The 22,510-nt window shown below is 36.1% G+C and carries 13 protein-coding genes, 4 tRNA genes and 3 rRNA genes; 6 read left to right on the forward strand and 14 right to left on the reverse strand.

What is annotated here, in order from left to right:
* Nucleotides 1-251 precede the first annotated feature (251 nt).
* The 10 genes from ACXX80_RS13290 to ACXX80_RS13335 form a co-directional block, all read right to left on the reverse strand.
* Complete coding sequence (locus tag ACXX80_RS13290; protein ID WP_458553613.1) at nucleotides 252-3,248, reverse strand: sensor histidine kinase; 2,997 nt, start codon at nucleotides 3,246-3,248, stop codon at nucleotides 252-254.
* A gap of 63 nt (nucleotides 3,249-3,311) precedes the next feature.
* Entirely contained in the window at nucleotides 3,312-3,983 is a 672-nt protein-coding gene (locus tag ACXX80_RS13295; RefSeq protein ID WP_458553614.1) for a LytR/AlgR family response regulator transcription factor, read from the reverse strand.
* Nucleotides 3,984-4,206: 223 nt separating this feature from the next.
* Nucleotides 4,207-4,292, reverse strand: a tRNA-Leu gene (locus ACXX80_RS13300).
* Between the two features lie 6 nt (nucleotides 4,293-4,298).
* Nucleotides 4,299-4,371: transfer RNA gene (locus tag ACXX80_RS13305), tRNA-Phe, on the reverse strand.
* Between the two features lie 66 nt (nucleotides 4,372-4,437).
* Nucleotides 4,438-4,547: ribosomal RNA gene (rrf, locus tag ACXX80_RS13310) — 5S ribosomal RNA — on the reverse strand.
* A gap of 145 nt (nucleotides 4,548-4,692) precedes the next feature.
* Nucleotides 4,693-7,576 (reverse strand): 23S ribosomal RNA (locus tag ACXX80_RS13315).
* A 130-nt stretch (nucleotides 7,577-7,706) separates the two neighbouring features.
* A tRNA-Ala gene (locus ACXX80_RS13320) sits at nucleotides 7,707-7,780 on the reverse strand.
* A gap of 92 nt (nucleotides 7,781-7,872) precedes the next feature.
* Nucleotides 7,873-7,946, reverse strand: a tRNA-Ile gene (locus ACXX80_RS13325).
* A gap of 124 nt (nucleotides 7,947-8,070) precedes the next feature.
* Nucleotides 8,071-9,584 (reverse strand): 16S ribosomal RNA (locus tag ACXX80_RS13330).
* Together the 16S, 23S and 5S rRNA genes with 4 tRNA genes alongside form the textbook arrangement of a ribosomal RNA operon.
* 1,074 nt (nucleotides 9,585-10,658) lie before the next feature.
* Nucleotides 10,659-11,336, reverse strand: coding sequence for a DUF4294 domain-containing protein (locus ACXX80_RS13335; protein WP_458553615.1), 678 nt, complete (start codon nucleotides 11,334-11,336; stop codon nucleotides 10,659-10,661).
* 82 nt (nucleotides 11,337-11,418) lie between these two features.
* Here ACXX80_RS13335 and ACXX80_RS13340 point away from each other — a divergent pair, with 82 nt between their 5' ends.
* Nucleotides 11,419-12,507 (forward strand): M42 family metallopeptidase, encoded by a 1,089-nt coding sequence (locus ACXX80_RS13340; RefSeq protein WP_458553616.1) that lies wholly within the window; start codon nucleotides 11,419-11,421, stop codon nucleotides 12,505-12,507.
* A 160-nt stretch (nucleotides 12,508-12,667) separates the two neighbouring features.
* The gene (locus ACXX80_RS13345) at nucleotides 12,668-13,123 is read left to right on the forward strand and encodes a DUF1801 domain-containing protein (protein ID WP_458553617.1); all 456 of its coding nucleotides are present in this window, start codon (nucleotides 12,668-12,670) and stop codon (nucleotides 13,121-13,123) included.
* Between the two features lie 60 nt (nucleotides 13,124-13,183).
* On the opposite strand, the gene ACXX80_RS13350 is transcribed toward ACXX80_RS13345, so the two are convergent.
* The 4 genes from ACXX80_RS13350 to ACXX80_RS13365 all read right to left on the reverse strand — a co-directional run bounded on the left by ACXX80_RS13350 (nucleotide 13,184) and on the right by ACXX80_RS13365 (nucleotide 18,600).
* A complete protein-coding gene (locus ACXX80_RS13350; RefSeq protein ID WP_458553618.1) occupies nucleotides 13,184-14,137 on the reverse strand; it encodes a phosphoribosylaminoimidazolesuccinocarboxamide synthase in 954 nt (317 codons plus the stop codon).
* Between the two features lie 108 nt (nucleotides 14,138-14,245).
* Nucleotides 14,246-16,594, reverse strand: a complete 2,349-nt coding sequence (locus ACXX80_RS13355) for an alpha/beta hydrolase family protein (protein WP_458553619.1) — start codon at nucleotides 16,592-16,594, stop codon at nucleotides 14,246-14,248.
* A gap of 48 nt (nucleotides 16,595-16,642) precedes the next feature.
* Entirely contained in the window at nucleotides 16,643-17,458 is an 816-nt protein-coding gene (locus ACXX80_RS13360; RefSeq protein WP_458553620.1) for a Cof-type HAD-IIB family hydrolase, read from the reverse strand.
* Nucleotides 17,459-17,649: 191 nt separating this feature from the next.
* Nucleotides 17,650-18,600, reverse strand: a complete 951-nt coding sequence (locus ACXX80_RS13365; RefSeq protein WP_315211223.1) for a PhoH family protein — start codon at nucleotides 18,598-18,600, stop codon at nucleotides 17,650-17,652.
* Nucleotides 18,601-18,782: 182 nt separating this feature from the next.
* On the opposite strand from ACXX80_RS13365, the gene ACXX80_RS13370 reads away from it, so the two are divergent.
* The 4 genes from ACXX80_RS13370 (at nucleotide 18,783) to gldG (ending at nucleotide 22,482) form a co-directional block, all read left to right on the forward strand.
* Nucleotides 18,783-19,610, forward strand: coding sequence for an SAM hydrolase/SAM-dependent halogenase family protein (locus tag ACXX80_RS13370; protein WP_458553621.1), 828 nt, complete (start codon nucleotides 18,783-18,785; stop codon nucleotides 19,608-19,610).
* An 81-nt stretch (nucleotides 19,611-19,691) separates the two neighbouring features.
* Nucleotides 19,692-19,988, forward strand: a complete 297-nt coding sequence (locus ACXX80_RS13375; RefSeq protein ID WP_073354958.1) for a putative quinol monooxygenase — start codon at nucleotides 19,692-19,694, stop codon at nucleotides 19,986-19,988.
* An 83-nt stretch (nucleotides 19,989-20,071) separates the two neighbouring features.
* Complete coding sequence (gene gldF, locus ACXX80_RS13380; RefSeq protein WP_458553622.1) at nucleotides 20,072-20,797, forward strand: gliding motility-associated ABC transporter permease subunit GldF; 726 nt, start codon at nucleotides 20,072-20,074, stop codon at nucleotides 20,795-20,797.
* The gene (gene gldG / locus ACXX80_RS13385) at nucleotides 20,797-22,482 is read left to right on the forward strand and encodes a gliding motility-associated ABC transporter substrate-binding protein GldG (protein WP_458553623.1); all 1,686 of its coding nucleotides are present in this window, start codon (nucleotides 20,797-20,799) and stop codon (nucleotides 22,480-22,482) included. The genes gldF and gldG overlap by 1 nt, the downstream gene beginning before the upstream one ends.
* The last annotated feature ends 28 nt before the right edge of the window (nucleotides 22,483-22,510 follow it).

A 22,510-nucleotide genomic window follows, 5' to 3' on the forward strand; every position in this document is an offset into this window, starting at 1 on the left:
GACATAAAAAGCTTGTTGAACTCAAAATGCTATTGCTTTTGGAACCACAATTTTCACAGTAATACTTTTCCATGCGATTTGGACTTTAATTTATCTACTTTATATCAAAAATATAAGATTACAGCAGGCATAATTAAAACATCTTATGAAAGGTACTTTTTAGGCTATGAAAGAGTAATATTGGTTCGTAAACATAAAAGGCTCCTATCCAAAATTGGACAAGAGCCTTTTAAAATTATTCTTTTAAAAATTTAAACCTTCAACCTTATTGTAACTGTCGTTCCATTATTTTCTGTTAACTGAATGTCTACAGGATTCACATTCGAATTTTGCAAAAGAGAAAGTCTTTCTTTAATCAACTGAATGCCTTTTGACTGATGAATTTTTATTTTTTTAGAAGCTTTTAAGCTCATTCCATTGTCAATAATTTTACATTCTAAAATATTTTTAGACAACATCTCAAAAGAAATAGTCAATTTTGGAGCAGGATGAGAAGCATTAAAAGCGTGAACAAAAACATTTTCAATAAAAGGCTGTAGCAACATCGTTGGAATTTTGGAATGATAAAGGTCAACTTCATTACCTATGTTAAATTCAGTTTCAATCCGGTTATCAAAACGCATATTTTCAATAATAATATAAGACTTCAAATAATCAATTTCCTCTTCAATAGTTATTGTTTGTTTAGAGGAATTTTCTAGTGTTTTACGAATTAACTTAGCAAACCCACCGATGTATTTTAACGAATTATCTATGTCATTACTGATAATATAATCTTGTATAGCATTCATGGCGTTAAAGGTAAAATGAGGATTCATTTGACTTAACAATGCCTCCAGTTTGGTTTCTGCAATACGCTTTTGAATAACTGCTTTTTCTCTTGATTTCTTTTTAGATTTAAAAATCAAATAGACTAAAATATTAAAAAGAACCAATACAGCAAGAGCAATAAACCACCAAGTCATCCAAAATGGAGGCTCAACCTGAATTTTTAATAATTTAAAAATAGTTGCTTTTCCTGCATTCGAATCAAAAACTTCAACCTCTAAATTATAATTACCATAAGACAAATAAGGCAAAAATAGGTTTGTTTTTTCGCTATATGGACTCCATCTATTTGAACACTTTAGACGATATCGAAATTTTAATTTATTAGGAAAAGCATGTCCTTTTGGAATAAAATCAATAGAAAAGGAATTGTCTTTATAGTCACAAATTAATTCTTTTGATTTAAAGCGAAACCATTTATAATTAGAGGAATTTATGGGAATATTATTTATTGCGATTGATGAAATTACCATCTCTGACACTGTCATTTGTGGTGCTATTAATCGCTCTAAATCAATTGTATAATATCCTTTTTTAGTTCCTAACCACAATTGTTTATCAAAAATTTGCGAAGTGGTAACTGCTGCATCTTTTAATCCTTGTTCCTTATCAATCAATCGGACAATACCTCCCTTATAGAGGTTAACTCCTTTTTCAGTACCAATTAGAATAAAATCTTTATATGATTCTAGAAATAGAATCGTGTTACCTACTATCTCTTTTTTATAAATAGTTTTTAAAATTTTAAAAGCCTTTGAATCATCGACAATAAAAACATTTCCAAATTCGGCAGCTAAAATAAGTTGCCCTTTACTGTTAGTAGTAATATGCTTGAATTTATTCTCTTTCCAGATGCCTTCCGATAAATAAGAATGAAAGTCATTATTTTTATAGACATACAATCCGTTAAAAACGGATAGCAAATACGTTTTATCTTTGTTAGTAAGAATCTTAACAATATACTGAGGAGTGTTTTTTTCAAATTTTGAAAAATGCTTATTAACTACGCTGTGAATATTGTCATATAGCCTGGTACCTGCATAAGTTATGGTTTCTATGAATTTACCATCATAAGTAAAACCAATTTTCAAGCTGTGTTTAGGTAAATAATTTATAATATTTCCTAAACTGTTAATTTCAAATATCCCTATATTACTTCCTATCCAAAAAGAATTATTGTTTTTAACGATTTCATAAAATTCGATGCCACTGGCTGGAATAGCAAAATCCAATTCAAAATCTCTCGACTCAATTCCTTGCTTATTGGTAACTTTATGTCCTTTTTTTAAAAAATTTGATTCAAAATTTTTAAAATCAAATAAAGAAATAGTTTTTGCAATTTTACTATTTGAATCTAAAATAGTTAAACCCTTATTGTGCAAAATCAATTTCTGTTTTCCTAGATTTTCAAAATCTATTACTGATTTAGTATGAAATAAATTGCAATCAATTATTTTGTCTAAGCGAACTTCATAAATTCCTTTATCATTGGAACCTACGTACAAAATATCCTTAGATCTATCATACACTACATTTAGCAAAATTTTAGAATCTATTCCATAAAATTCCGAAACATCAACCATTTTGTCATTCTCAACTTTATAAAGTCCGCCATCTGGCTTGTATACTCCCCAAGCCGCTGCAAAAATTGAGTTTCTCTTATCTTTAGCGTATTGCCAAACCATCGATTTACCAAATTTAACTGAGGATGAATTGCCTTTTAAAACTTCGTTAATACCAAATTTATCTATAGAACCCTCATTGCTACTATAAAGAGTTGATCCATAAAGTCCTAATCCATAAGTGTTTTTATGCAAAAGAACAGGAATAATTATTGGAAATGCACCAGATTCGTCAATTTTAAACAAACCATCAAAAATAGTTGCAAAATATACTTCATTACCGTATTCAAAAAAGGATATACTAATAAAATCTTCTTTGTGAGGCGGTATTTTTGGATTGACTAATATATTAGTATTAATATCAATAATCGAAACCCCTTGTTCTGTACCTACATACATTTTATTTTTATAAGGAAATACTTTTCGGGTTTTATCAGCTAATAAACCATTTTTTGTCGTAAAAATAGTGAACTTTTTACCATCAAATTTACTGATTCCTCCACCATAACTGGCAAACCACATGTTTCCATTTCCATCTTGATTAATATCCCAACAGCTGTTGTGACCCAAACCATCAGTTTCATCTAGATTAGAAAATGAACCATTCTCCATCCTGGAAACACCATTTTCAGTTCCAATCCATAAAATATTTTTTGAATCCAAAAATAAAGAACGAACAGCATTATTAGGTAATCCATCTGTAGTAGAATAGTTCTTTGAAGGATAATACTGTCCTAAAATAAGATTTGGAAAAAATAGAAGGCCGAAAAAAAGAATTAACTTATTTAGAAATCGCATCAATTAATTCTTTTTTGGTAAATGATTTATCCGATACAGGAATTTTATCACCAGTAATCATTTCTAAGATAAACTCATCAGACCTAAACTAACTACAAAATTGATGTTAATTAGAAAACTTCTGTGAACTCTTAAAAAATTAGCGGAATGAAGTAATTCACAGGTCTCTTTAAACGATTTCGAAGTAAAATAATTTTTATCCAAAGTATGGACTGTAGTATAAGCCCCATCCGATTTACAAAAGACAATTGTATTAGCTTGAACTACTTCAAAACCCGTTTTTGAGGGAAAAACAATTCTCTCTTTACCTGTATTTTGATTGGCAATATTTTCAGCTAATAATTTATAACGATTAAAATTATTTTTTTCAGATTTTGCACTCTCAACGCGAGTAATAGCTGATTTAAAATCTTCAATATCAATGGGTTTAATGAGATAATCTATAGCGCTATTTTTAATAGCATCTATAGCATATTCCTTATGAGCTGTCGTGAAAATAATTTCAAATGGAATAGATTCAAAATTTTTTAAAAGTTCAAAACCATTTTCCTCTGGCATTTGAATATCTAAAAAAATAATATCTGGATTGTGTTTTTTAATTGAAGTAACTGCTTTTTTAACAGAGTCACATTCATCAACAATTTCAATTTTATTATTGTATAAATGGTTACATAATTTTTTCAAAAAACTACGTGCATGTGATTCATCGTCAACTATAATTGCTTTTAGTTTCATTAAATGGAATATTTAAGCTAAAAATACTACATATAAAAGAAGAAACCTATCTATTGGGAACATTAAAAACATTTATAAACAAAAAAAACTATTTAACTGAATTGATATGATTCTTAAAAGAACTAAATTGTAGAACTAGTTACAATAAAAAATTTATAGTGATTCTTCAGTTAAAAATGTGCAAAAAAAAACTTCACCAGCATTAAACTGATGAAGCTTCTTGTACTCAGAGCGGGACTTGAACCCGCACGAACATTGCTGTTCACTGGATTTTAAGTCCAGCGTGTCTACCAATTTCACCATCCGAGCATTTTGTGGTACCTCCAGGGATCGAACCAGGGACACATGGATTTTCAGTCCATTGCTCTACCATCTGAGCTAAGGTACCATTATACTTTTCAATAATGAAGAAGTATGAATAAAAAAGCCCATCTTTTCAGATAGGCTTTTCAAAGAAAGGCGACGACATACTCTCCCACATAACTGCAGTACCATCTGCGCAGGCGGGCTTAACTACTCTGTTCGGGATGGGAAGAGGTGAGCCCCGCCGCAATAACCACCTTAAGAGGTTATAATTGCTTTGGGCAATTATTGTAATGTTGTTTATTGTATAATAAACATCAATCACATAATATCTTAACATACTGAGATAAAGAAAAGTTTTTTTTATTAGAAAGTTTCTCCCCCCGACTTGCATCGGGGGAAAAGCGTACATAAGCTTACGGGTTATTAGTACTACTCGACTATGACATTACTGCCTTTACATCTATAGCCTATCAACGTGGTCATCTCCCACGACCCTTAAAAGAAATCTCATCTTGTGGTGGGTTTCGCGCTTATATGCTTTCAGCGCTTATCCCTTCCAAACGTAGCTACTCTGCGATGCCACTGGCGTGACAACAGATACACTAGAGGTTTGTCCAATTCGGTCCTCTCGTACTAGAATCAGATCCACTCAAATTTCTTGCGCCCACAGTAGATAGAGACCGAACTGTCTCACGACGTTCTGAACCCAGCTCGCGTGCCACTTTAATGGGCGAACAGCCCAACCCTTGGGACCTTCTCCAGCCCCAGGATGTGACGAGCCGACATCGAGGTGCCAAACCCCCCCGTCGATATGAGCTCTTGGGGGAGATCAGCCTGTTATCCCCGGCGTACCTTTTATCCTTTGAGCGATGGCCCTTCCATGCGGAACCACCGGATCACTATGCTCTACTTTCGTACCTGATCGACCTGTATGTCTCTCAGTCAAGCTCCCTTATGCCATTGCACTCTACGCACGGTTACCAAGCGTACTGAGGGAACCTTTAGAAGCCTCCGTTACTCTTTTGGAGGCGACCACCCCAGTCAAACTACCCACCAAGCAATGTCCCCCGTATTACGGGGTTAGGCCTCAGATAAACAAAGGGTTGTATTTCAACAATGACTCCACAACGCCTAGCGACGCCACTTCACAGTCTCCAACCTATCCTACACATCATTTATCCAAGGTCAATACTAAGCTATAGTAAAGGTGCACAGGGTCTTTTCGTCCCACTGCGGGTAAGCGGCATCTTCACCGCTACTACAATTTCACCGAGCTCATGGCTGAGACAGTGTCCAGATCGTTACACCATTCGTGCAGGTCGGAACTTACCCGACAAGGAATTTCGCTACCTTAGGACCGTTATAGTTACGGCCGCCGTTTACTGGGGCTTCAATTCAATGCTTCTCCGAAGATAACATCTCCTCTTAACCTTCCAGCACCGGGCAGGTGTCAGGCCCTATACTTCATCTTACGATTTTGCAGAGCCCTGTGTTTTTGATAAACAGTCGCCTGGACCTCTTCACTGCGGCCAGCATTGCTGCTGGCGACCCTTCTCCCGAAGTTACGGGTCTATTTTGCCTAATTCCTTAGCCATGAATCTCTCGAGCACCTTAGGATTCTCTCCTCGACTACCTGTGTCGGTTTGCGGTACGGGTACTTATTACCTGAAGTTTAGAGGTTTTTCTTGGAAGCCCTTAGGCGCACTATCTCTTTGTCCGAAGACTCCGAGTACTATCGTATTTCCCCAAGCCGCGTGGATTTGCCTGCGCAGCTTATAGGTAGGTACTTCAACGAACTATTCCGTCAGTTCGCGGCGCTTTCATCACTCCGTCACCCCATCACAGTAATAACTAGTACGGGAATATTAACCCGTTGTCCATCGACTGTCCCTTTCGGGTTCGCCTTAGGTCCCGACTAACCCACAGCTGATTAGCATAGCTGTGGAAACCTTAGTCTTTCGGTGTGCGGGTTTCTCGCCCGCATTATCGTTACTTATGCCTACATTTTCTTTTCTAACCAGTCCAGCATCCCTTACGAAACACCTTCTACCCTGTTAGAATGCTCCCCTACCACTTAGAGTAAACTCTAAATCCATAGCTTCGGTAATATACTTATGCCCGATTATTATCCATGCTCGTCCGCTCGACTAGTGAGCTGTTACGCACTCTTTAAATGAATGGCTGCTTCCAAGCCAACATCCTAGCTGTCTGGGCAGACAAACCTCGTTCTTTCAACTTAGTATATATTTGGGGACCTTAGCTGATGGTCTGGGTTCTTTCCCTCTCGGACTTGGACCTTAGCACCCAAGCCCTCACTGTTATGAAACATTATATAGCATTCGGAGTTTGTCAGGAATTGGTAGGCGGTGAAGCCCCCGCATCCAATCAGTAGCTCTACCTCTATATAACTTTACGCATAACGCTGCACCTAAATGCATTTCGGGGAGTACGAGCTATTTCCGAGTTTGATTGGCCTTTCACCCCTACCCACAGGTCATCCGAAGACTTTTCAACGTCAACCGGTTCGGACCTCCACACTGTGTTACCAGCGCTTCATCCTGCCCATGGGTAGATCACACGGTTTCGCGTCTAACACTACTGACTAAAGCGCCCTATTCAGACTCGCTTTCGCTACGGATCCGTGGCTTAACCACTTATCCTTGCCAGCAACGTTAACTCGTAGGCTCATTATGCAAAAGGCACGCCGTCACCCCACGAAAGGGCTCCGACCGCTTGTAAGCGTATGGTTTCAGGATCTATTTCACTCCGTTATTCACGGTTCTTTTCACCTTTCCCTCACGGTACTGGTTCACTATCGGTCTCTCAGGAGTATTTAGCCTTAGCGGATGGTCCCGCCAAATTCAGACAGGATTTCTCGTGTCCCGCCCTACTCAGGATACCACTATCGTTATCTTCTATTACTTATACAGGGCTATCACCTTCTTTGGCTTTACTTTCCAGTAAATTCTAATTCTATCCGCAACAAATGTCGTGGTCCTACAACCCCAATATTGCCGTAACAACATTGGTTTGGGCTAATCCGCGTTCGCTCGCCACTACTTACGGAATCACTTTTGTTTTCTTCTCCTCCGCCTACTTAGATGTTTCAGTTCAGCGGGTTTGCCCACCTATCGGTGTACTATGTCTTCAACATAGTGGGTTGCCCCATTCAGGTATTTACGGATCATATCGTGTGTGCCAATCCCCGTAACTTTTCGCAGCTTATCACGCCTTTCATCGCCTCTGAGAGCCAAGGCATCCCCCATACGCCCTTATTTTGCTTATTGTACCAATCTCGTTAGTTAAAACAAGACCGTTTCTTTTACTTGTCTAATGATAAACAAGCAAAAAATGCTTTCTACTTTTTATTATTTTCTTATCTCAATATGTCAATGAACTTGTATCCTTTCGGATTTGTGGAGAATAACGGAGTCGAACCGTTGACCTCCTGCGTGCAAGGCAGGCGCTCTAGCCAGCTGAGCTAATCCCCCAATCTAATTATGAATTGTGAATTATGAATTATGAATTTATACTTCATAACTCCTCAACTCTAGAATTTCTTCTTTTTTTAAGTCTAAAATAGTTGTCTCGGACAGACTCGAACTGTCGACCCCTACATTATCAGTGTAGTACTCTAACCAGCTGAGCTACGAGACACTCTTATTCTTAAATGGTATTATTTGAACTAACAGCAAGAGTAATATAATGTTGAAACTTGTTTCCAACTCGAACTTTCGTCTTCTTTCCCTAGCGTGTATTAATACTAACACTAAGGCTCTAGAAAGGAGGTGTTCCAGCCGCACCTTCCGGTACGGCTACCTTGTTACGACTTAGCCCTAGTTACCAGTTTTACCCTAGGCAGCTCCTTGCGGTCACCGACTTCAGGCACCCCCAGCTTCCATGGCTTGACGGGCGGTGTGTACAAGGCCCGGGAACGTATTCACCGGATCATGGCTGATATCCGATTACTAGCGATTCCAGCTTCACGGAGTCGAGTTGCAGACTCCGATCCGAACTGTGACCGGTTTTGTAGATTCGCTCCTGGTCACCCAGTGGCTGCTCTCTGTACCGGCCATTGTAGCACGTGTGTAGCCCAAGGCGTAAGGGCCGTGATGATTTGACGTCATCCCCACCTTCCTCTCAGTTTGCACTGGCAGTCTCGTTAGAGTTCCCGACATGACTCGCTGGCAACTAACAACAGGGGTTGCGCTCGTTATAGGACTTAACCTGACACCTCACGGCACGAGCTGACGACAACCATGCAGCACCTTGTAAATTGTCTTGCGAAAAGTCTGTTTCCAAACCGGTCAATCTACATTTAAGCCTTGGTAAGGTTCCTCGCGTATCATCGAATTAAACCACATGCTCCACCGCTTGTGCGGGCCCCCGTCAATTCCTTTGAGTTTCATTCTTGCGAACGTACTCCCCAGGTGGGATACTTATCACTTTCGCTTAGCCACTGAGATTGCTCCCAACAGCTAGTATCCATCGTTTACGGCGTGGACTACCAGGGTATCTAATCCTGTTCGCTACCCACGCTTTCGTCCATCAGCGTCAATCCATTAGTAGTAACCTGCCTTCGCAATTGGTATTCCATGTAATCTCTAAGCATTTCACCGCTACACTACATATTCTAGTTACTTCCTAATAATTCAAGTTTAGCAGTATCAATGGCCGTTCCACCGTTGAGCGATGGGCTTTCACCACTGACTTACTAAACCGCCTACGGACCCTTTAAACCCAATGATTCCGGATAACGCTTGGATCCTCCGTATTACCGCGGCTGCTGGCACGGAGTTAGCCGATCCTTATTCTCACAGTACCGTCAAGACGCTACACGTAGCGTTGTTTCTTCCTGTGCAAAAGCAGTTTACAATCCATAGGACCGTCATCCTGCACGCGGCATGGCTGGATCAGGCTTGCGCCCATTGTCCAATATTCCTCACTGCTGCCTCCCGTAGGAGTCTGGTCCGTGTCTCAGTACCAGTGTGGGGGATCTCCCTCTCAGGACCCCTACCCATCGTTGCCTTGGTAAGCCGTTACCTTACCAACTAGCTAATGGGACGCATGCTCATCTTTCACCGTTGTGACTTTAATTATAAAGTGATGCCACTCTATAATACTATGAGGTATTAATCCAAATTTCTCTGGGCTATCCCTCTGTGAAAGGTAGATTGCATACGCGTTACGCACCCGTGCGCCGGTCTCTAGGTCCGAAAACCTATACCCCTCGACTTGCATGTGTTAAGCCTGCCGCTAGCGTTCATCCTGAGCCAGGATCAAACTCTTCATCGTATATTATTTGCTTGATTGCTCAAGCTATTGTTATTCGACTAAATTCTAGTGGTTTTTTCAAATCTCTCGATTCTATTACTCTTATTCTTTTGTTCCGATTTTCATCGGAACGGCTGTCAATTCAATATGTCTAGGAACGTGTTCTTATCTCTTTTTTTCAACTCCGTTAACACTTGTTATAGTGTTTCTCGAAGCGGGTGCAAAAGTACAACTTTCTTTTTAACTGGCAAGAAAATTTTGAAGTTTTTTTGGAAATTTTTATCTCCGTTTAATTCTTATTTTCTCATCAATCTTTCAAGGAACTTTGCGCGTTTTGCGGGGTGCAAAGGTAACATCTGTTTTCTAATCTCACAAGCTTTTTTTAATCTTTTTTTGAAAATAAATTTTCTAATTTGATTAACTTTACTTGTCAGTATTTAAAAGAACGTCTGCGTCATTGCGGGTGCAAAACTACACCGTTTATTGAGTTATTCAAGCTTTTTAATCACTTTTTTTTGATGTTTTCTTAACTTAAACTTTAACTCGCTGAAACCGTGAATTTTGAAAGTAAATTATTTTACTCTCCCTGGCCCTATTCAAAGGAAAGCTTGGCTTTATCCCCAGAAAACTGTGAATCATATTACCTATAGACAACCTGATCACACCTTTCTTTACCTATACAACCTTATTGCACTTTACCTTTATTCCCTTTTTTACAACCACTTTGTCCATCTTACTCCTGAAAAAAGCTCCAGCTCTCTGCCTACTAACTAAAAAATCGGCTGAATCAGTGTAATGAGTATATACTATAATAATATACCTTTTTTTTATTCGCTCCTATATATAGCCTCTCCTATATATAAGGAAACAAAAATTTATCCTGTTGATTTAAATATTAATTTATCATACAGTCATCAATGCGATAAAGTAAACAGGGCCGCGTTAGGGATAGCAGTGGAAAGCCCACAGATAAGTGGAGTGTAACGGAACTTAACGAGGACTTGCAGCGGATAGCCCGACTCCTTATATATAGAAAGGGAATTATCTTTTTTAGATAATTGCCTTTCTATATAAGGAGGAACGCACAAATGAATTTTATTTTTTAAGTTTTTCAGCTTTGGATTCCCAAGAATCAGTTAAATTATCATAATCAACTGGTTTAGCCGGATTTTGATTTTGTAATCTTCCGGAATCAAATGCTCGCACTAATATCGTTTCTATCAGATAGTCTTCATTAACATCGAAAGGCGCATACTTTGTTTTCAAATTAATGTCAAACATACTTGCTGCTGTATTAGACCAAAATGCTTTCCAACCACTTTTGAGATTTTTCACCAACTCATATGTTGTAGTGCCTGTTTGACGATGTATTAACTTTACCAATATTTGACCTTGTTTACGCGAAAGTTTTTTAAGTTTAGCTTCGAACTCATCACTCAAATAATTCTCTACTATCTTAAAGTATCTTTTTTTCTCCTTATTTGTTTTAAGGTTTGCCATTCCTTTATTTAGATTCGACAATCTCTCAGAAGCCAGCTTTGCATAAGGATAGGTTTTATAAACACGATTTTGAAGGATTAAGAATTGCTTTCTTGCTTCGGGATCCATTTTCTCCTTATATATTAAGACTTCCGGTAACTGGATCGTATCATTAAGAATAGATTCGCTATCTTCTAACTCATACCCCATCTTTATTGTATCCTGAGGTATTGCCTGTGCATTAACAGACAGAGTGGTAAATAAACAAAACAACAAAAATTTAATTAGCTTCATATAGGGAAATTTAATTGCCAAAATTATACATTATATACACAAGTGTAATGCCAAATTTATAATTTAGCAAAAAAATAATTTTATGAGCACTAAATCAATATTAAACAAGTCATCACTTGAGTTTTTAGAAAAATACCTTAATAATGCATCACCCACAGGTTATGAAAGTGACGGGCAAAAATTATGGATGGAATACCTAAAACCTTATGTTGATACTTTTATAACGGACACTTATGGTTCTGCTGTTGGAATTATAAATCCAGATGCACCTTATAAGGTAGTGATTGAAGGTCATGCTGACGAAATTTCATGGTACGTCAATTATATTACGGATGATGGATTAATCTACGTGATTAGAAACGGTGGTTCAGATCACCAAATTGCACCTTCAAAACGCGTTAATATTCATACTAAAGCAGGAATTGTAAAAGGTGTTTTTGGCTGGCCGGCTATTCATACCCGCAATAGAGGAAAAGAAGAAGTGGCAAAAGTTGACAATCTATTTATTGATATTGGTTGTGAAACTAAAGAACAGGTAGATAAAATGGGAGTGCATGTAGGTTGCGTGATTACGTATCCTGATGAATTCATGATTTTAAATGAAAACAAATTTGTTTGTCGCGCCATTGATAACCGTATGGGTGGGTTTATGATTGCCGAAGTGGCTCGTTTGTTACATGAAAACAAAATAAAACTTCCTTTTGGACTGTATATCACTAATTCGGTTCAGGAAGAAGTAGGCCTTCGTGGTGCCGAAATGATTACCAAAACCATCAAGCCGAATGTTGCGATTGTCACTGATGTTTGTCATGACTCTACTACTCCAATGATCGAAAAGAAAATTGAAGGTGACACAAAAATTGGTAAAGGTCCAGTAGTAACTTACGCTCCTGCAGTTCAGAATAATTTGAGAGAATTGATTTTAGAAACTGCTATGGCAAAAGAAATCCCGTTCCAACGATTGGCTTCTTCTCGCGTTACAGGAACAGATACCGATGCTTTTGCATACAGTAATGGCGGTGTGGCTTCGGCTTTAATATCCTTGCCGTTGCGTTATATGCATACTACGGTTGAAATGGTACATCGTGATGACGTTGAAAACGTGATTAAATTAATTTATGAAACCTTATTGAAATTAGAAAACGAAGAAACATTCTCTTATTTCAAATAGTTTTAGGAGCTAATCCCGTCTCGTTCTAAAAACGAGATTGCAATCTTTTCCTTTTAAAGAAAAAAGGAAAAGGATTTCCACTTTTATCGGGGCTAAAAAACCGCAGTTCAAATTATGAATTGCGGTTTTTTTGTTAACTTTACTCAAACAATTCATAAAAATGCAATCAACCGCCACATCAATAGAAGCGTATTTACAAGAAATTCCACTGGAAAGAAAAGAAGCTTTTACAAAACTTAGGGAAACTATTCTAGAAAATATTCCAAAAGGATATGTTGAACAAATGTCCTACGGTATGATCGGTTATGTAGTGCCACATTCCATTTATCCAAACGGATATCATTGTGAACCAAAACTCCCGTTACCCTTTACTAACATCGCTTCTCAAAAAAATTTCATTGCGCTATACCACATGGGAATTTATGCTAAACCCGAATTACTGAATTGGTTTGTCTCCGAATACCCAAAACACAGCAAACAAAAATTAGACATGGGAAAAAGTTGCATCCGATTTAAAAAGATGGACCAAATCCCTTTTAATTTAATTGCTGAGCTCGTCCAAAAAATGTCAGTGCAAGAATGGATTACTTGTTATGAATCATCATTCAAAAAATAAAAAAAAACCGCAATTCAAAATTATGAATTGCGGTCTTGTTTATTTTTTATAGAAATTGTTTTATCTGTTCGCTAGATATTCCAAAACATTTTTCTCTATTCTTTCATCTATATTGGTGATGTCTGCTTTTACAAATTTCTCTCCTAAGATATTTTCGTATAATTCAATATATCTTTCAGAAACAGTTTCTATATATTCGTCAGTCATATTAGGTATTTGCTGCCCTTCCAAACCTTGAAAACCATTTTCGATTAACCAACGACGAACAAACTCTTTCGATAATTGTTTTTGTTCTTCTCCGCTGTTTTGACGTTCCTGGTATCCTTCCGCGTAAAAATAACGAGAAGAATCCGGTGTGTGAATTTCGTCAATCAATACAATAACCCCTTCTTTAGTTTTACCAAATTCATATTTGGTATCCACCAAAATCAAACCACGACTTGCAGCAATTTCAGTTCCTCTTTGAAACAAATCTCTTGTGAATTTTTCTAAAACAAGGTAATCTTCTTCAGAAACGATTCCTTTCGACAAAATATCCTCACGAGAAATATCAGCATCATGTTCTCCGTTATCTGCTTTAGTAGTCGGCGTAATAATAGGTTCTGGGAATTTATCATTTTCTTTCAAATAATCTGGCATTTTCACGCCGCAAATTTCTCTTTTGCCAAGAGCATATTCACGAGCAGCATGACCTGAAAGATATCCACGAATCACCATTTCTACTTTGAAAGGCTCACATAAATGACCAACAGCTACATTAGGATCAGGAGTTGCAATTAACCAGTTAGGAACAATATCCTCTGTCAATTCCATGAATTTAGTAGCAATCTGGTTTAGAATTTGACCTTTATATGGAATTCCTTTTGGCAGAACTACATCAAAGGCTGAAAGCCTGTCTGTAGCTACCATAACCAAAAGTTCATCATTGATATTGTACACTTCTCTTACTTTACCGCGGTAAACAGATTTCTGGTTTGGAAAATTAAAATCAGTAGTTGTGATGGTGTTGCTCATTATACTAGTTGTGTGTGTTTATTTTTTGTTTCTGCAAATTTAAAACTATTTCATAGAGTTTCGCAAAGAAAAGAACGGAACTATTGCATTTTATTTTCATCTCTACAATTATTTTTTAAGCAACGTATCGTTGAATAAATTTAAGATTCGGCTGTACTCATCTACCCAAGAATAGGTTTCTTTAAATCCATGTGCTTCCACCGGGAAACTTGCTAAACTCCATTTTTTCTTACCTAATTCGATAAAACGCTGAGACAAACGAACAATATCTTTATATTCTACATTGTCATCAACCATTCCATGAAGCATCAATAAATCGCCTTGTAAATTATCTGCAAAATAGATTGGAGAACTTTTTTTGTAAGCATCCGGATCCGTTTCAGGGAAATTAAGAATGTTTCCAGTATAGCCATGATTGTAATGTGCCCAATCAGTAACAGAACGTAAAGCTGCACCCGAAGCAAACTCTTTTGGAGTCGTCAGCATTCCCATCAACGTGATGAAACCTCCATAAGAACCACCATAAATCCCAACTCTTGACGCGTCAATTCCGTAATTTTCGACTAGATATTTCTTGCCGTCAATTTGATCTGTTAAATCTTTTCCGCCCATAAAACGGTAAATTCCTGTTCTAAAATCACGTCCGTATCCATCACTTCCTCTATAATCAATATCCAAAACGGTATAGCCTAAATCGACCAATAAATTATGAAACATATATTCTCTGTGGTATGTACTCCAATAGTTGTGTGCGTTTTGCAAATAACCTGCACCATGAACAAACAAGATTGCTGCTTTGTTCGCATTGGCAGTTTGCGGTTTGTACAACCTGGCATTCACCGAAGTTCCATCCTGCGCTTTGAAAGTAATTACTTCAGGTTCCCGCCAAGAATATCCTTTAAAACTTTCAGATGTTGAAAACGTTATCTGATTTAAATTTGTATTCTTTTTATTAGGCGCTACATACAATTCCCAAGGTTTATTTTTATACGAATATCTAACCAATACCATACTTTCATCTGGCGACAAACTCACTTCATGAGCGCCATCTTTAGTTAAAATAGGTTGCAAAACGGCATTTGCAACGTCTAATTTATAAAAGTTTCTGTTTCCCGGATGAGTAGTCGTTGTGGTTAAATAAAAAGACTTTTTGTCTTTTGCCAAAGTCACGTTGCGCACTTCCCAATTTCCTTTAGTGAGTTGGATTTTCTTTTTTGACTTTAAATTATAAGTGTATAAATGAGAATAACCGGTCTCTTCGGATTGAAAATAAACTGTTTCATTATCTCCCAAAAATCCAAGCGTTCCTCTTCCATAAGAATTAGAAGGAATTCCGGGCCCGCCAATCCAAGCTTCATCATGTTGATGATCTAATTCTTGAAAGGTTCCTTTCTCAAGATTTAAACTGACAATCCATCGGTCTTTGTTATCCTGACTTCTTATTTCGCTAATTGCATATGAACCATTTTCATTGTAAACAGGTTCCTGAACTACAATTAGTTTGTCCTTATTTGCTGCAGTTTTAGATTTTTCATAGGTCTCAAAATATTTAGGAACATCCTGAATGTGACTCAATGATGAAAAATTTACAAAATAAACAGAATCCTTGGCGATGTTATAAATCCCGAATTTGGTTGCCAATAAATTATCTACAGAAACTTTTTCCTTCGTATCTTCAATTTCATTGTAGCCATCAGCAGTTATGAAAAGTTCCATTTTTTCACTCTTGCGTTCTGAATCTTCCATTAATCTGAACGTAGCGAAGTTTCCTTTTGGATCCACTTTCAAGCTTCCAAAGGTATTTTTTCCATAATAATACGGTTTTGGAAAATCAGATTTTGTAGTTTTTGATTTTGCCAAATTCCATTTTTTCAGTGCTTCCTGATCTCTGACAAATTGAAACAATTCCTCCTGTTGGCTTTTCAAAAATGATTCTTTATCAGTTGCTTTCTCTTCTAATTTTCCTTTACGGAAGTTCGTGATTTGAATAATCGAACCTTCATTGGTATTGACCTGAAAAAGGTTTTCATTTTGTCTAAAATAAAGCACTCCTGGCACTGAACCCATTTGTAAATTAGCAATCGGACTGCTTTGTTGGTAGAGTTTTTTAGAAGTTTTACTTTTCAAGGAATACGAAAATAGTCTTCCTTTATCAATGTAATAATACAAATCCGGATTGGTTGTTTTTTTGAAATCTAATTTCGAAAAAGCAGCTTCATTTGGTAATACCAATTCAGGTTTTGACATTCCGTTTTTCCAAAAATAAGTACTTGTACCCAATTCATTATTTGGATTCCAATCAAAATAAACTTTTTGTCCATCTAAAGACCATCTTTCATTTTCTGGTTGCGCACCAATGAAAGCGTTACCTTTCATGATTTCTTCCAGTTTTAGCATTTGACTTTGCATTGTTATGGCAAACAAAACAGAGATGGCAAGGATTATTTTTTTATTCATTTAGTTTTAATTTTATTTGTAAATTGGAAAGTATGGTTAGTTAAAAAATTAATTATTCAATAATTCCTGAGCTATATATTTAGCAACACCTTCATTATCATTAGTCGAAATGACTTCTAAATGGGAAAGTTTATCTTTCAAACTATCTGGTGCATTCCCCATAACTAAACCTTTACCAGAAGATGTAAGCATATTTTCATCATTATATCCATCACCAAAAGAAATAGTTTGTTCGAAAACAAAATTCTCTTTTTCCAGAATTTTAGCAATCGCAACACTTTTGTCCACTGATTTGTCCATAAATTCTAAACAAAAAGGCAAACTAAACGCATGGCTAAAAAGTCCTGTATGATTTTCTAAAATTTTATCCCGTAATTCAATTAATTTTGAATGTTTAGGATGTGTAAAAAAAACTTTTATAGCATTCAAATCCTCCAAACTGGAAAAATCTACCAGTTCAGGATGATAATTTACTTCTGGTTGAAATTCGTTTAATTTTTCATTGTGCTTATTTGTTTGCCAAACATTTTCTCTGAACAATACGGTTGTTATTTCAGGATCAATATCTAAAGACAAGACTGATTTAACAGCTTCACTTTCCATATTAAAAGAAAAAAGAAGTTCTTTTTCAGGAGAATGTATCCGTGCTCCATTTGAAGTTACTAAATAAAGAGGAACATCCAATCCTGCCACTATAGGCATTGCATCCAAGTGATGTCGGCCAGTTGCTACAATTATTAAATAATTTTGATTGTGGAGTTCTTGAAAAACAGTTTTGGTATATTGGGATATTTTGTGATCTGAATTAAGTAAAGTTCCGTCTAAATCACTAATAACTACTTTAATTTTTTCTTTTAAAATCATTTCTTTTTAACTGAAATTTAATTAATTCCAAATTTATTGCATTTTCAAGAGATACAAAAGGAATCGATTGATTTTTATTTTAAGCAGTTCACGAAAATCCATTATTACTTATAAATAATAAAGCGGAAAGCAAATCCATTTTTTAATGAAAATGAACTCGCTTTCCGCTTCAAAAAAATTTTCTGTATCTCCTAATCGTTATTTTCAATCATCTTATACGCATCAATCACTTTTTTAACTAATCGGTGTCGTACAATGTCTTTATCATCCAAATAAATAATTCCAATTCCATCAATATCCTTCAAAACCAATAAAGCTTCTTTGAGTCCGGAGATGGTTCTTCGTGGTAAATCGACTTGACCAGGATCACCTGTAATCATAAATTTAGCACTTTTACCCATACGTGTTAAGAACATTTTCATTTGAGAATGTGTAGTGTTCTGTGCTTCATCCAAAATTACAAAAGCATTATCCAGCGTTCTACCTCGCATGAAAGCCAAAGGGGCAATTTGAATAATTCCCTTTAGAATATAATCTTCTAATTTTTCGTTGGGTAACATATCTCGTAAAGCATCGTAAAGAGGTTGCATATAAGGATCTAATTTTTCCTTCATATCTCCTGGCAGAAAACCAAGATTTTCCCCTGCTTCTACTGCTGGACGCGTGAGTATGATTCGTTTCACTTGCTTTTCTTTCAGTGCTTTCACTGCCATGGCTACCCCAGTATACGTTTTTCCAGTACCGGCTGGCCCTACAGCAAAAACCATATCATTTTTTTCCATGGTATCAACCAGTAATTGCTGGTTGGGTGTCATAGGTTTGATGATCTTCCCACCTACTCCATGTACTAAAATTTTATCGTGATCGCCCATTCTCTCAATCTGTTTCCCATCACTTAAAATTACTCGTTCAATAACATTATTATCAATAGTGTTATAACGTGTAAAATGAAGCATTAAACGTTGAAAACGTTTTTCAAACTCGTCTAAAACCTCTTTTTCTCCAAAAGCTTTTATGGTTGTTCCCCGAGCGACAATTTTTAATTTTGGGTAGTATTTTTTAATTGTTTCAAGATGAGTGTCTTGAGCGCCCCAAAAGTCTTTTGGAGCGATGTCTATGAGCTCGATTATTCTTTCGTTCAAATGAGGTAGTTTTAAATTAGAATTAATTTTTTTATAAATCAATTGGCTGTCGGGTATATTTCTTTTATTTAAATAGAATTTGTTTTTTGTTTTTCGTTTTTTGAGTTTACTATTATTAGCTTTGCACTTCTCAAATTTAATAAAATTAGGTTTACATAACACCAATAGTTATAAACAAATTTATGTCAATAATTACCCTCACTACCGATTACGGCTTGAAAGATCACTTTGTAGGTGCGTTGAAAGGGAAAATCTTATCTGAGTATTCCGAGGCTATAATTATTGATATTTCACATGACATTGACCCATTCAACACAGTAGAAGCAAGTTACATTATTGGAGCATCGTATGCGAGTTTTCCAAAAGGTACAGTTCACCTTGTAGGAGTCGATATGGAATCGAACAAAGAGAATCAACATATTGTGATGCAATGGAACGGTCACTATTTTATTGCTGCAGATAATGGCATTTTAAGTATGCTTTCGCAAAAAATTGTTCCACAAAAAATAGTGGCGATTAACATTCATGATCGTTTGCCAAGCGAAGCTACTGATCTGGATGTGTTTGTAAAAGTGGCCTGCCATTTAGCCAAAGGTGGTTTGATGAATGTCATTGGTAAAGAAATAAATACGATTAAGCAAGTTACAAATCTGCAAGCCACTATTTCAGATGATGGAAATTCATTAAAAGGTCATGTGATTTACATTGATCATTTTGGGAATGTAATTACCAATATTTCTAAAAAATATTTTATCGAAGTTGCCAAAGGAAGACCTTATGAAATTGTTTTGAAAACCAAAAATATCAAAACCATTTTGCCCAACTATTCCGCAATTGCCAGTTCCGATAAATATCCGATAAAATCGTATGAAGGCGAAAAATTAGCAATTTTCAACGAAGCCGGTTTTCTGGAGATTGCCATTTTTAGAAGTAATCCTTCTAAAGTAGGTTCTGCGAATAGTTTATTAGGATTGAATTATAGAGATATTATTATTATAAAATTCATTTAAAGTTTAAGGTCTAAAGTGGAGCAACTTTAAACGTTACGAACTTTGAACTTTGAACTTTAAACTTTAAACAAAAAAAATCTAATGTTTGTACGTATAGTAAAATTGAGTTTTCACGAGGAGCACATTCCTGCATTTTTAGAAAACTTCGAGTTAATGAAAGATAAAATACGAAATGCACCCGGAAATCGTTTCTTAGAATTGTATCAGGATAAAAATAACAAAAGCATTTTCTTTACTTACAGCTATTGGGAAACCGAAGCTGATTTAGAAAATTACAGGAATTCCGAACTTTTTTATGATGTTTGGACATTCACCAAAAAATTATTCAATGACAAACCAGAAGCGTGGAGCGTGGATAAATTAGTTACTTTAGAATAAAAATAGTTTAAAGTTTAAGGTTTAAAGTTCTTGGATTGGGAACTTTAAACCTTAAACATTTGAAACTTTAAACAAAAAAATAAATGAAATCAATAGTATTACGAGAAATAAAATCCTTTTTCGGTTCGCCCATAGGTTATTTAGTTATTGCCATTTTTCTAATTATCAACGGATTGTTTCTTTGGGTTTTCGAAGGAGAGTACAATATTTTGAATACCGGTTTTTCTGATTTGACTCCATTTTTTACTTTGGCACCTTGGATTTTGATTTTCTTAATTCCCGCGGTAACCATGCGCAGTTTTTCGGATGAGAAAAAACAAGGGACATTAGAATTATTGTTGACTAAACCATTGAGTATTTGGCAAATTGTAAACGGAAAATTTCTTGGAGCTTTACTTTTAATTGTAATGGCGATTATTCCAACATTCATTTATGTAGCCGTTATTTCTAGTTTAGGAATGCCTGAAGGCAATATCGATATGGGAAGCACAGTTGGTTCTTATTTTGGATTATTGTTCTTGATTGCTTCCTATTCAGCCATCGGAATATTCACATCAACACTCTCAGATAATCAAATTGTGGCTTTTATTGTTGCGGTATTTTTATGTTTTTTCTTCTATTTCGGATTTGAAGGTTTAGCTTCAGTAGTTCCAAATGTATCTTCCATAATCGCATCATTAGGAATGCAAGATCATTTCAAAAGCATGAGCCGAGGCGTATTAGACACAAGAGATATCCTTTATTTTACAAGCATAACCGTTGTCTTTCTTTCATTTACTGTTTATAATCTAAAATCTTTCAAATCGTAATGAATACTTCTAAGAAAAATAACCTAAAATCAGTATTGACTATCATTGCTATTGTAGTGCTTGCGAATGTGATAGGAAGTTCCTTTTTTCATCGTTTTGATTTAACAAAAGATAAAAGATACACCCTTTCCCAGACCTCTTTGAACATCATTAAGCAAGTTCAAAATCCGCTGTCCATAAAAGTGTATATGCAAGGCGATTTACCTGCCGAATTCAAACGTTTACAACAAGAAACAAAACAATTACTGGAAGAATTTCAGGCTTACAACAAAAATATTGTTTTTGAATTCGTAGATCCTTTGGAAAACGAGGACGCCAGCATGGACAATATTAAAGACTTGTATAGAAAAGGGCTTACGCCAATAAACATAACCGTTGACGACAAAGGAAAGCAATCACAAGCTATGGTTTTTCCTTGGGCGATTGCCGTTTATGACAACAAGGAAGTAAATATTCCATTGCTGAAAAACATTATGGGTGCGTCAACTACCCAAAAAGTAATTGGTTCCGTTCAGCATTTGGAATACTCAATTGCCGAAGCGTTGAATAAGATTACCAAAGCCAAACAAAAGAAAATCGCTGTCATTAAAGGAAACGGTGAATTGCAAGATATTTTGATGGCTAAATTTCTTTTGCAAGTACGCGAAAGCTATCATATTGGACCTTTTACTTTAGATTCGGTTGCTAAATACCCTATTGGAAGTTTAGAAGCTTTAGAAAAATATGACTTGGCTGTTATCGCTAAACCAACTGAAACGTTCACCGATGCTGAGAAACAAGTTTTGGATCAATTTATCATCAACGGAGGAAAAACATTGTGGTTGATTGACCAAGTTACGGCAGAAATGGATAGTTTATACGATTCATCTGGAGCCACTTTGGCCTATCCAAAAGATTTGAATTTGAATGATATGTTCTTTAAATACGGAATCCGAATTAATCCTGATTTAGTAAAAGACGAACAAGGAAGTCCCATAAAACTAGCCACAGGAGAACAAGGAAGTGCGACTCAATTTCAGGAATTCAATTGGAAGTTTGCGCCACAAGTGTATCCAAACAGTTTGCATCCGATTGTGAAAAATTTAGGCGGAATCAAATTTGATTTTGCGAATCCAATCGATACCTTGAAAAACGGAATTAAGAAAACCATTTTGTTGCAATCGTCTCAATATTCCAAGAAAATAGGAACCCCAACAGAGATAAACCTGAATATCGTTGCCGAGGAATCGGCACCAAACGATTACTTAAACAAAGGAAAAATTCCACTTTCGGTTTTATTAGAAGGTTCATTTCATTCCATGTTTGAAAATCGCGTGTTGCCATTTGAACAAAAAACATTTCAAGCGGCAGGAAAAGAGAACAAAATGATTGTGATTTCGGACGGCGATTTGATAAAAAATCAATTGGATAAAAACTTTCAACCGGTAGAATTGGGTTATGACCAAAGGTCTGGGAATTTGTATGATAATAAAGATTTCCTCATAAATTGCGTCAATTATCTATTAGATGATACCGGACTTATTAACATTCGAAGTAAAGATCTTGATTTACCTTTACTGGATAAAGAAAAAGTTTATGAAAACTATACCCGAACACAAATCCTAACTATCGGGCTTCCAATTCTTATTTTGGTGCTTTTTGGAGTCGTATTTACTTTCCTTCGAAAAAGAAAATATAGCAAATAGATGTTAATAAAAAAGTTTCCAAACTAAA

Source organism: Flavobacterium sp. GNP002 (assembly GCF_054343795.1).

Bases quoted from the DNA above. Each gene is read 5' to 3' on its own strand.
- ACXX80_RS13290 (WP_458553613.1), bottom strand. From the start codon at position 3,248: ATGCGATTTCTAAATAAGTTAATTCTTTTTTTCGGCCTTCTATTTTTT.
- ACXX80_RS13295 (WP_458553614.1), bottom strand. From the start codon at position 3,983: ATGAAACTAAAAGCAATTATAGTTGACGATGAATCACATGCACGTAGT.
- ACXX80_RS13335 (WP_458553615.1), bottom strand. From the start codon at position 11,336: ATGAAGCTAATTAAATTTTTGTTGTTTTGTTTATTTACCACTCTGTCT.
- ACXX80_RS13340 (WP_458553616.1), top strand. From the start codon at position 11,419: ATGAGCACTAAATCAATATTAAACAAGTCATCACTTGAGTTTTTAGAA.
- ACXX80_RS13345 (WP_458553617.1), top strand. From the start codon at position 12,668: ATGCAATCAACCGCCACATCAATAGAAGCGTATTTACAAGAAATTCCA.
- ACXX80_RS13350 (WP_458553618.1), bottom strand. From the start codon at position 14,137: ATGAGCAACACCATCACAACTACTGATTTTAATTTTCCAAACCAGAAA.
- ACXX80_RS13355 (WP_458553619.1), bottom strand. From the start codon at position 16,594: ATGAATAAAAAAATAATCCTTGCCATCTCTGTTTTGTTTGCCATAACA.
- ACXX80_RS13360 (WP_458553620.1), bottom strand. From the start codon at position 17,458: ATGATTTTAAAAGAAAAAATTAAAGTAGTTATTAGTGATTTAGACGGA.
- ACXX80_RS13370 (WP_458553621.1), top strand. From the start codon at position 18,783: ATGTCAATAATTACCCTCACTACCGATTACGGCTTGAAAGATCACTTT.
- ACXX80_RS13375 (WP_073354958.1), top strand. From the start codon at position 19,692: ATGTTTGTACGTATAGTAAAATTGAGTTTTCACGAGGAGCACATTCCT.
- gldF (WP_458553622.1), top strand. From the start codon at position 20,072: ATGAAATCAATAGTATTACGAGAAATAAAATCCTTTTTCGGTTCGCCC.
- gldG (WP_458553623.1), top strand. From the start codon at position 20,797: ATGAATACTTCTAAGAAAAATAACCTAAAATCAGTATTGACTATCATT.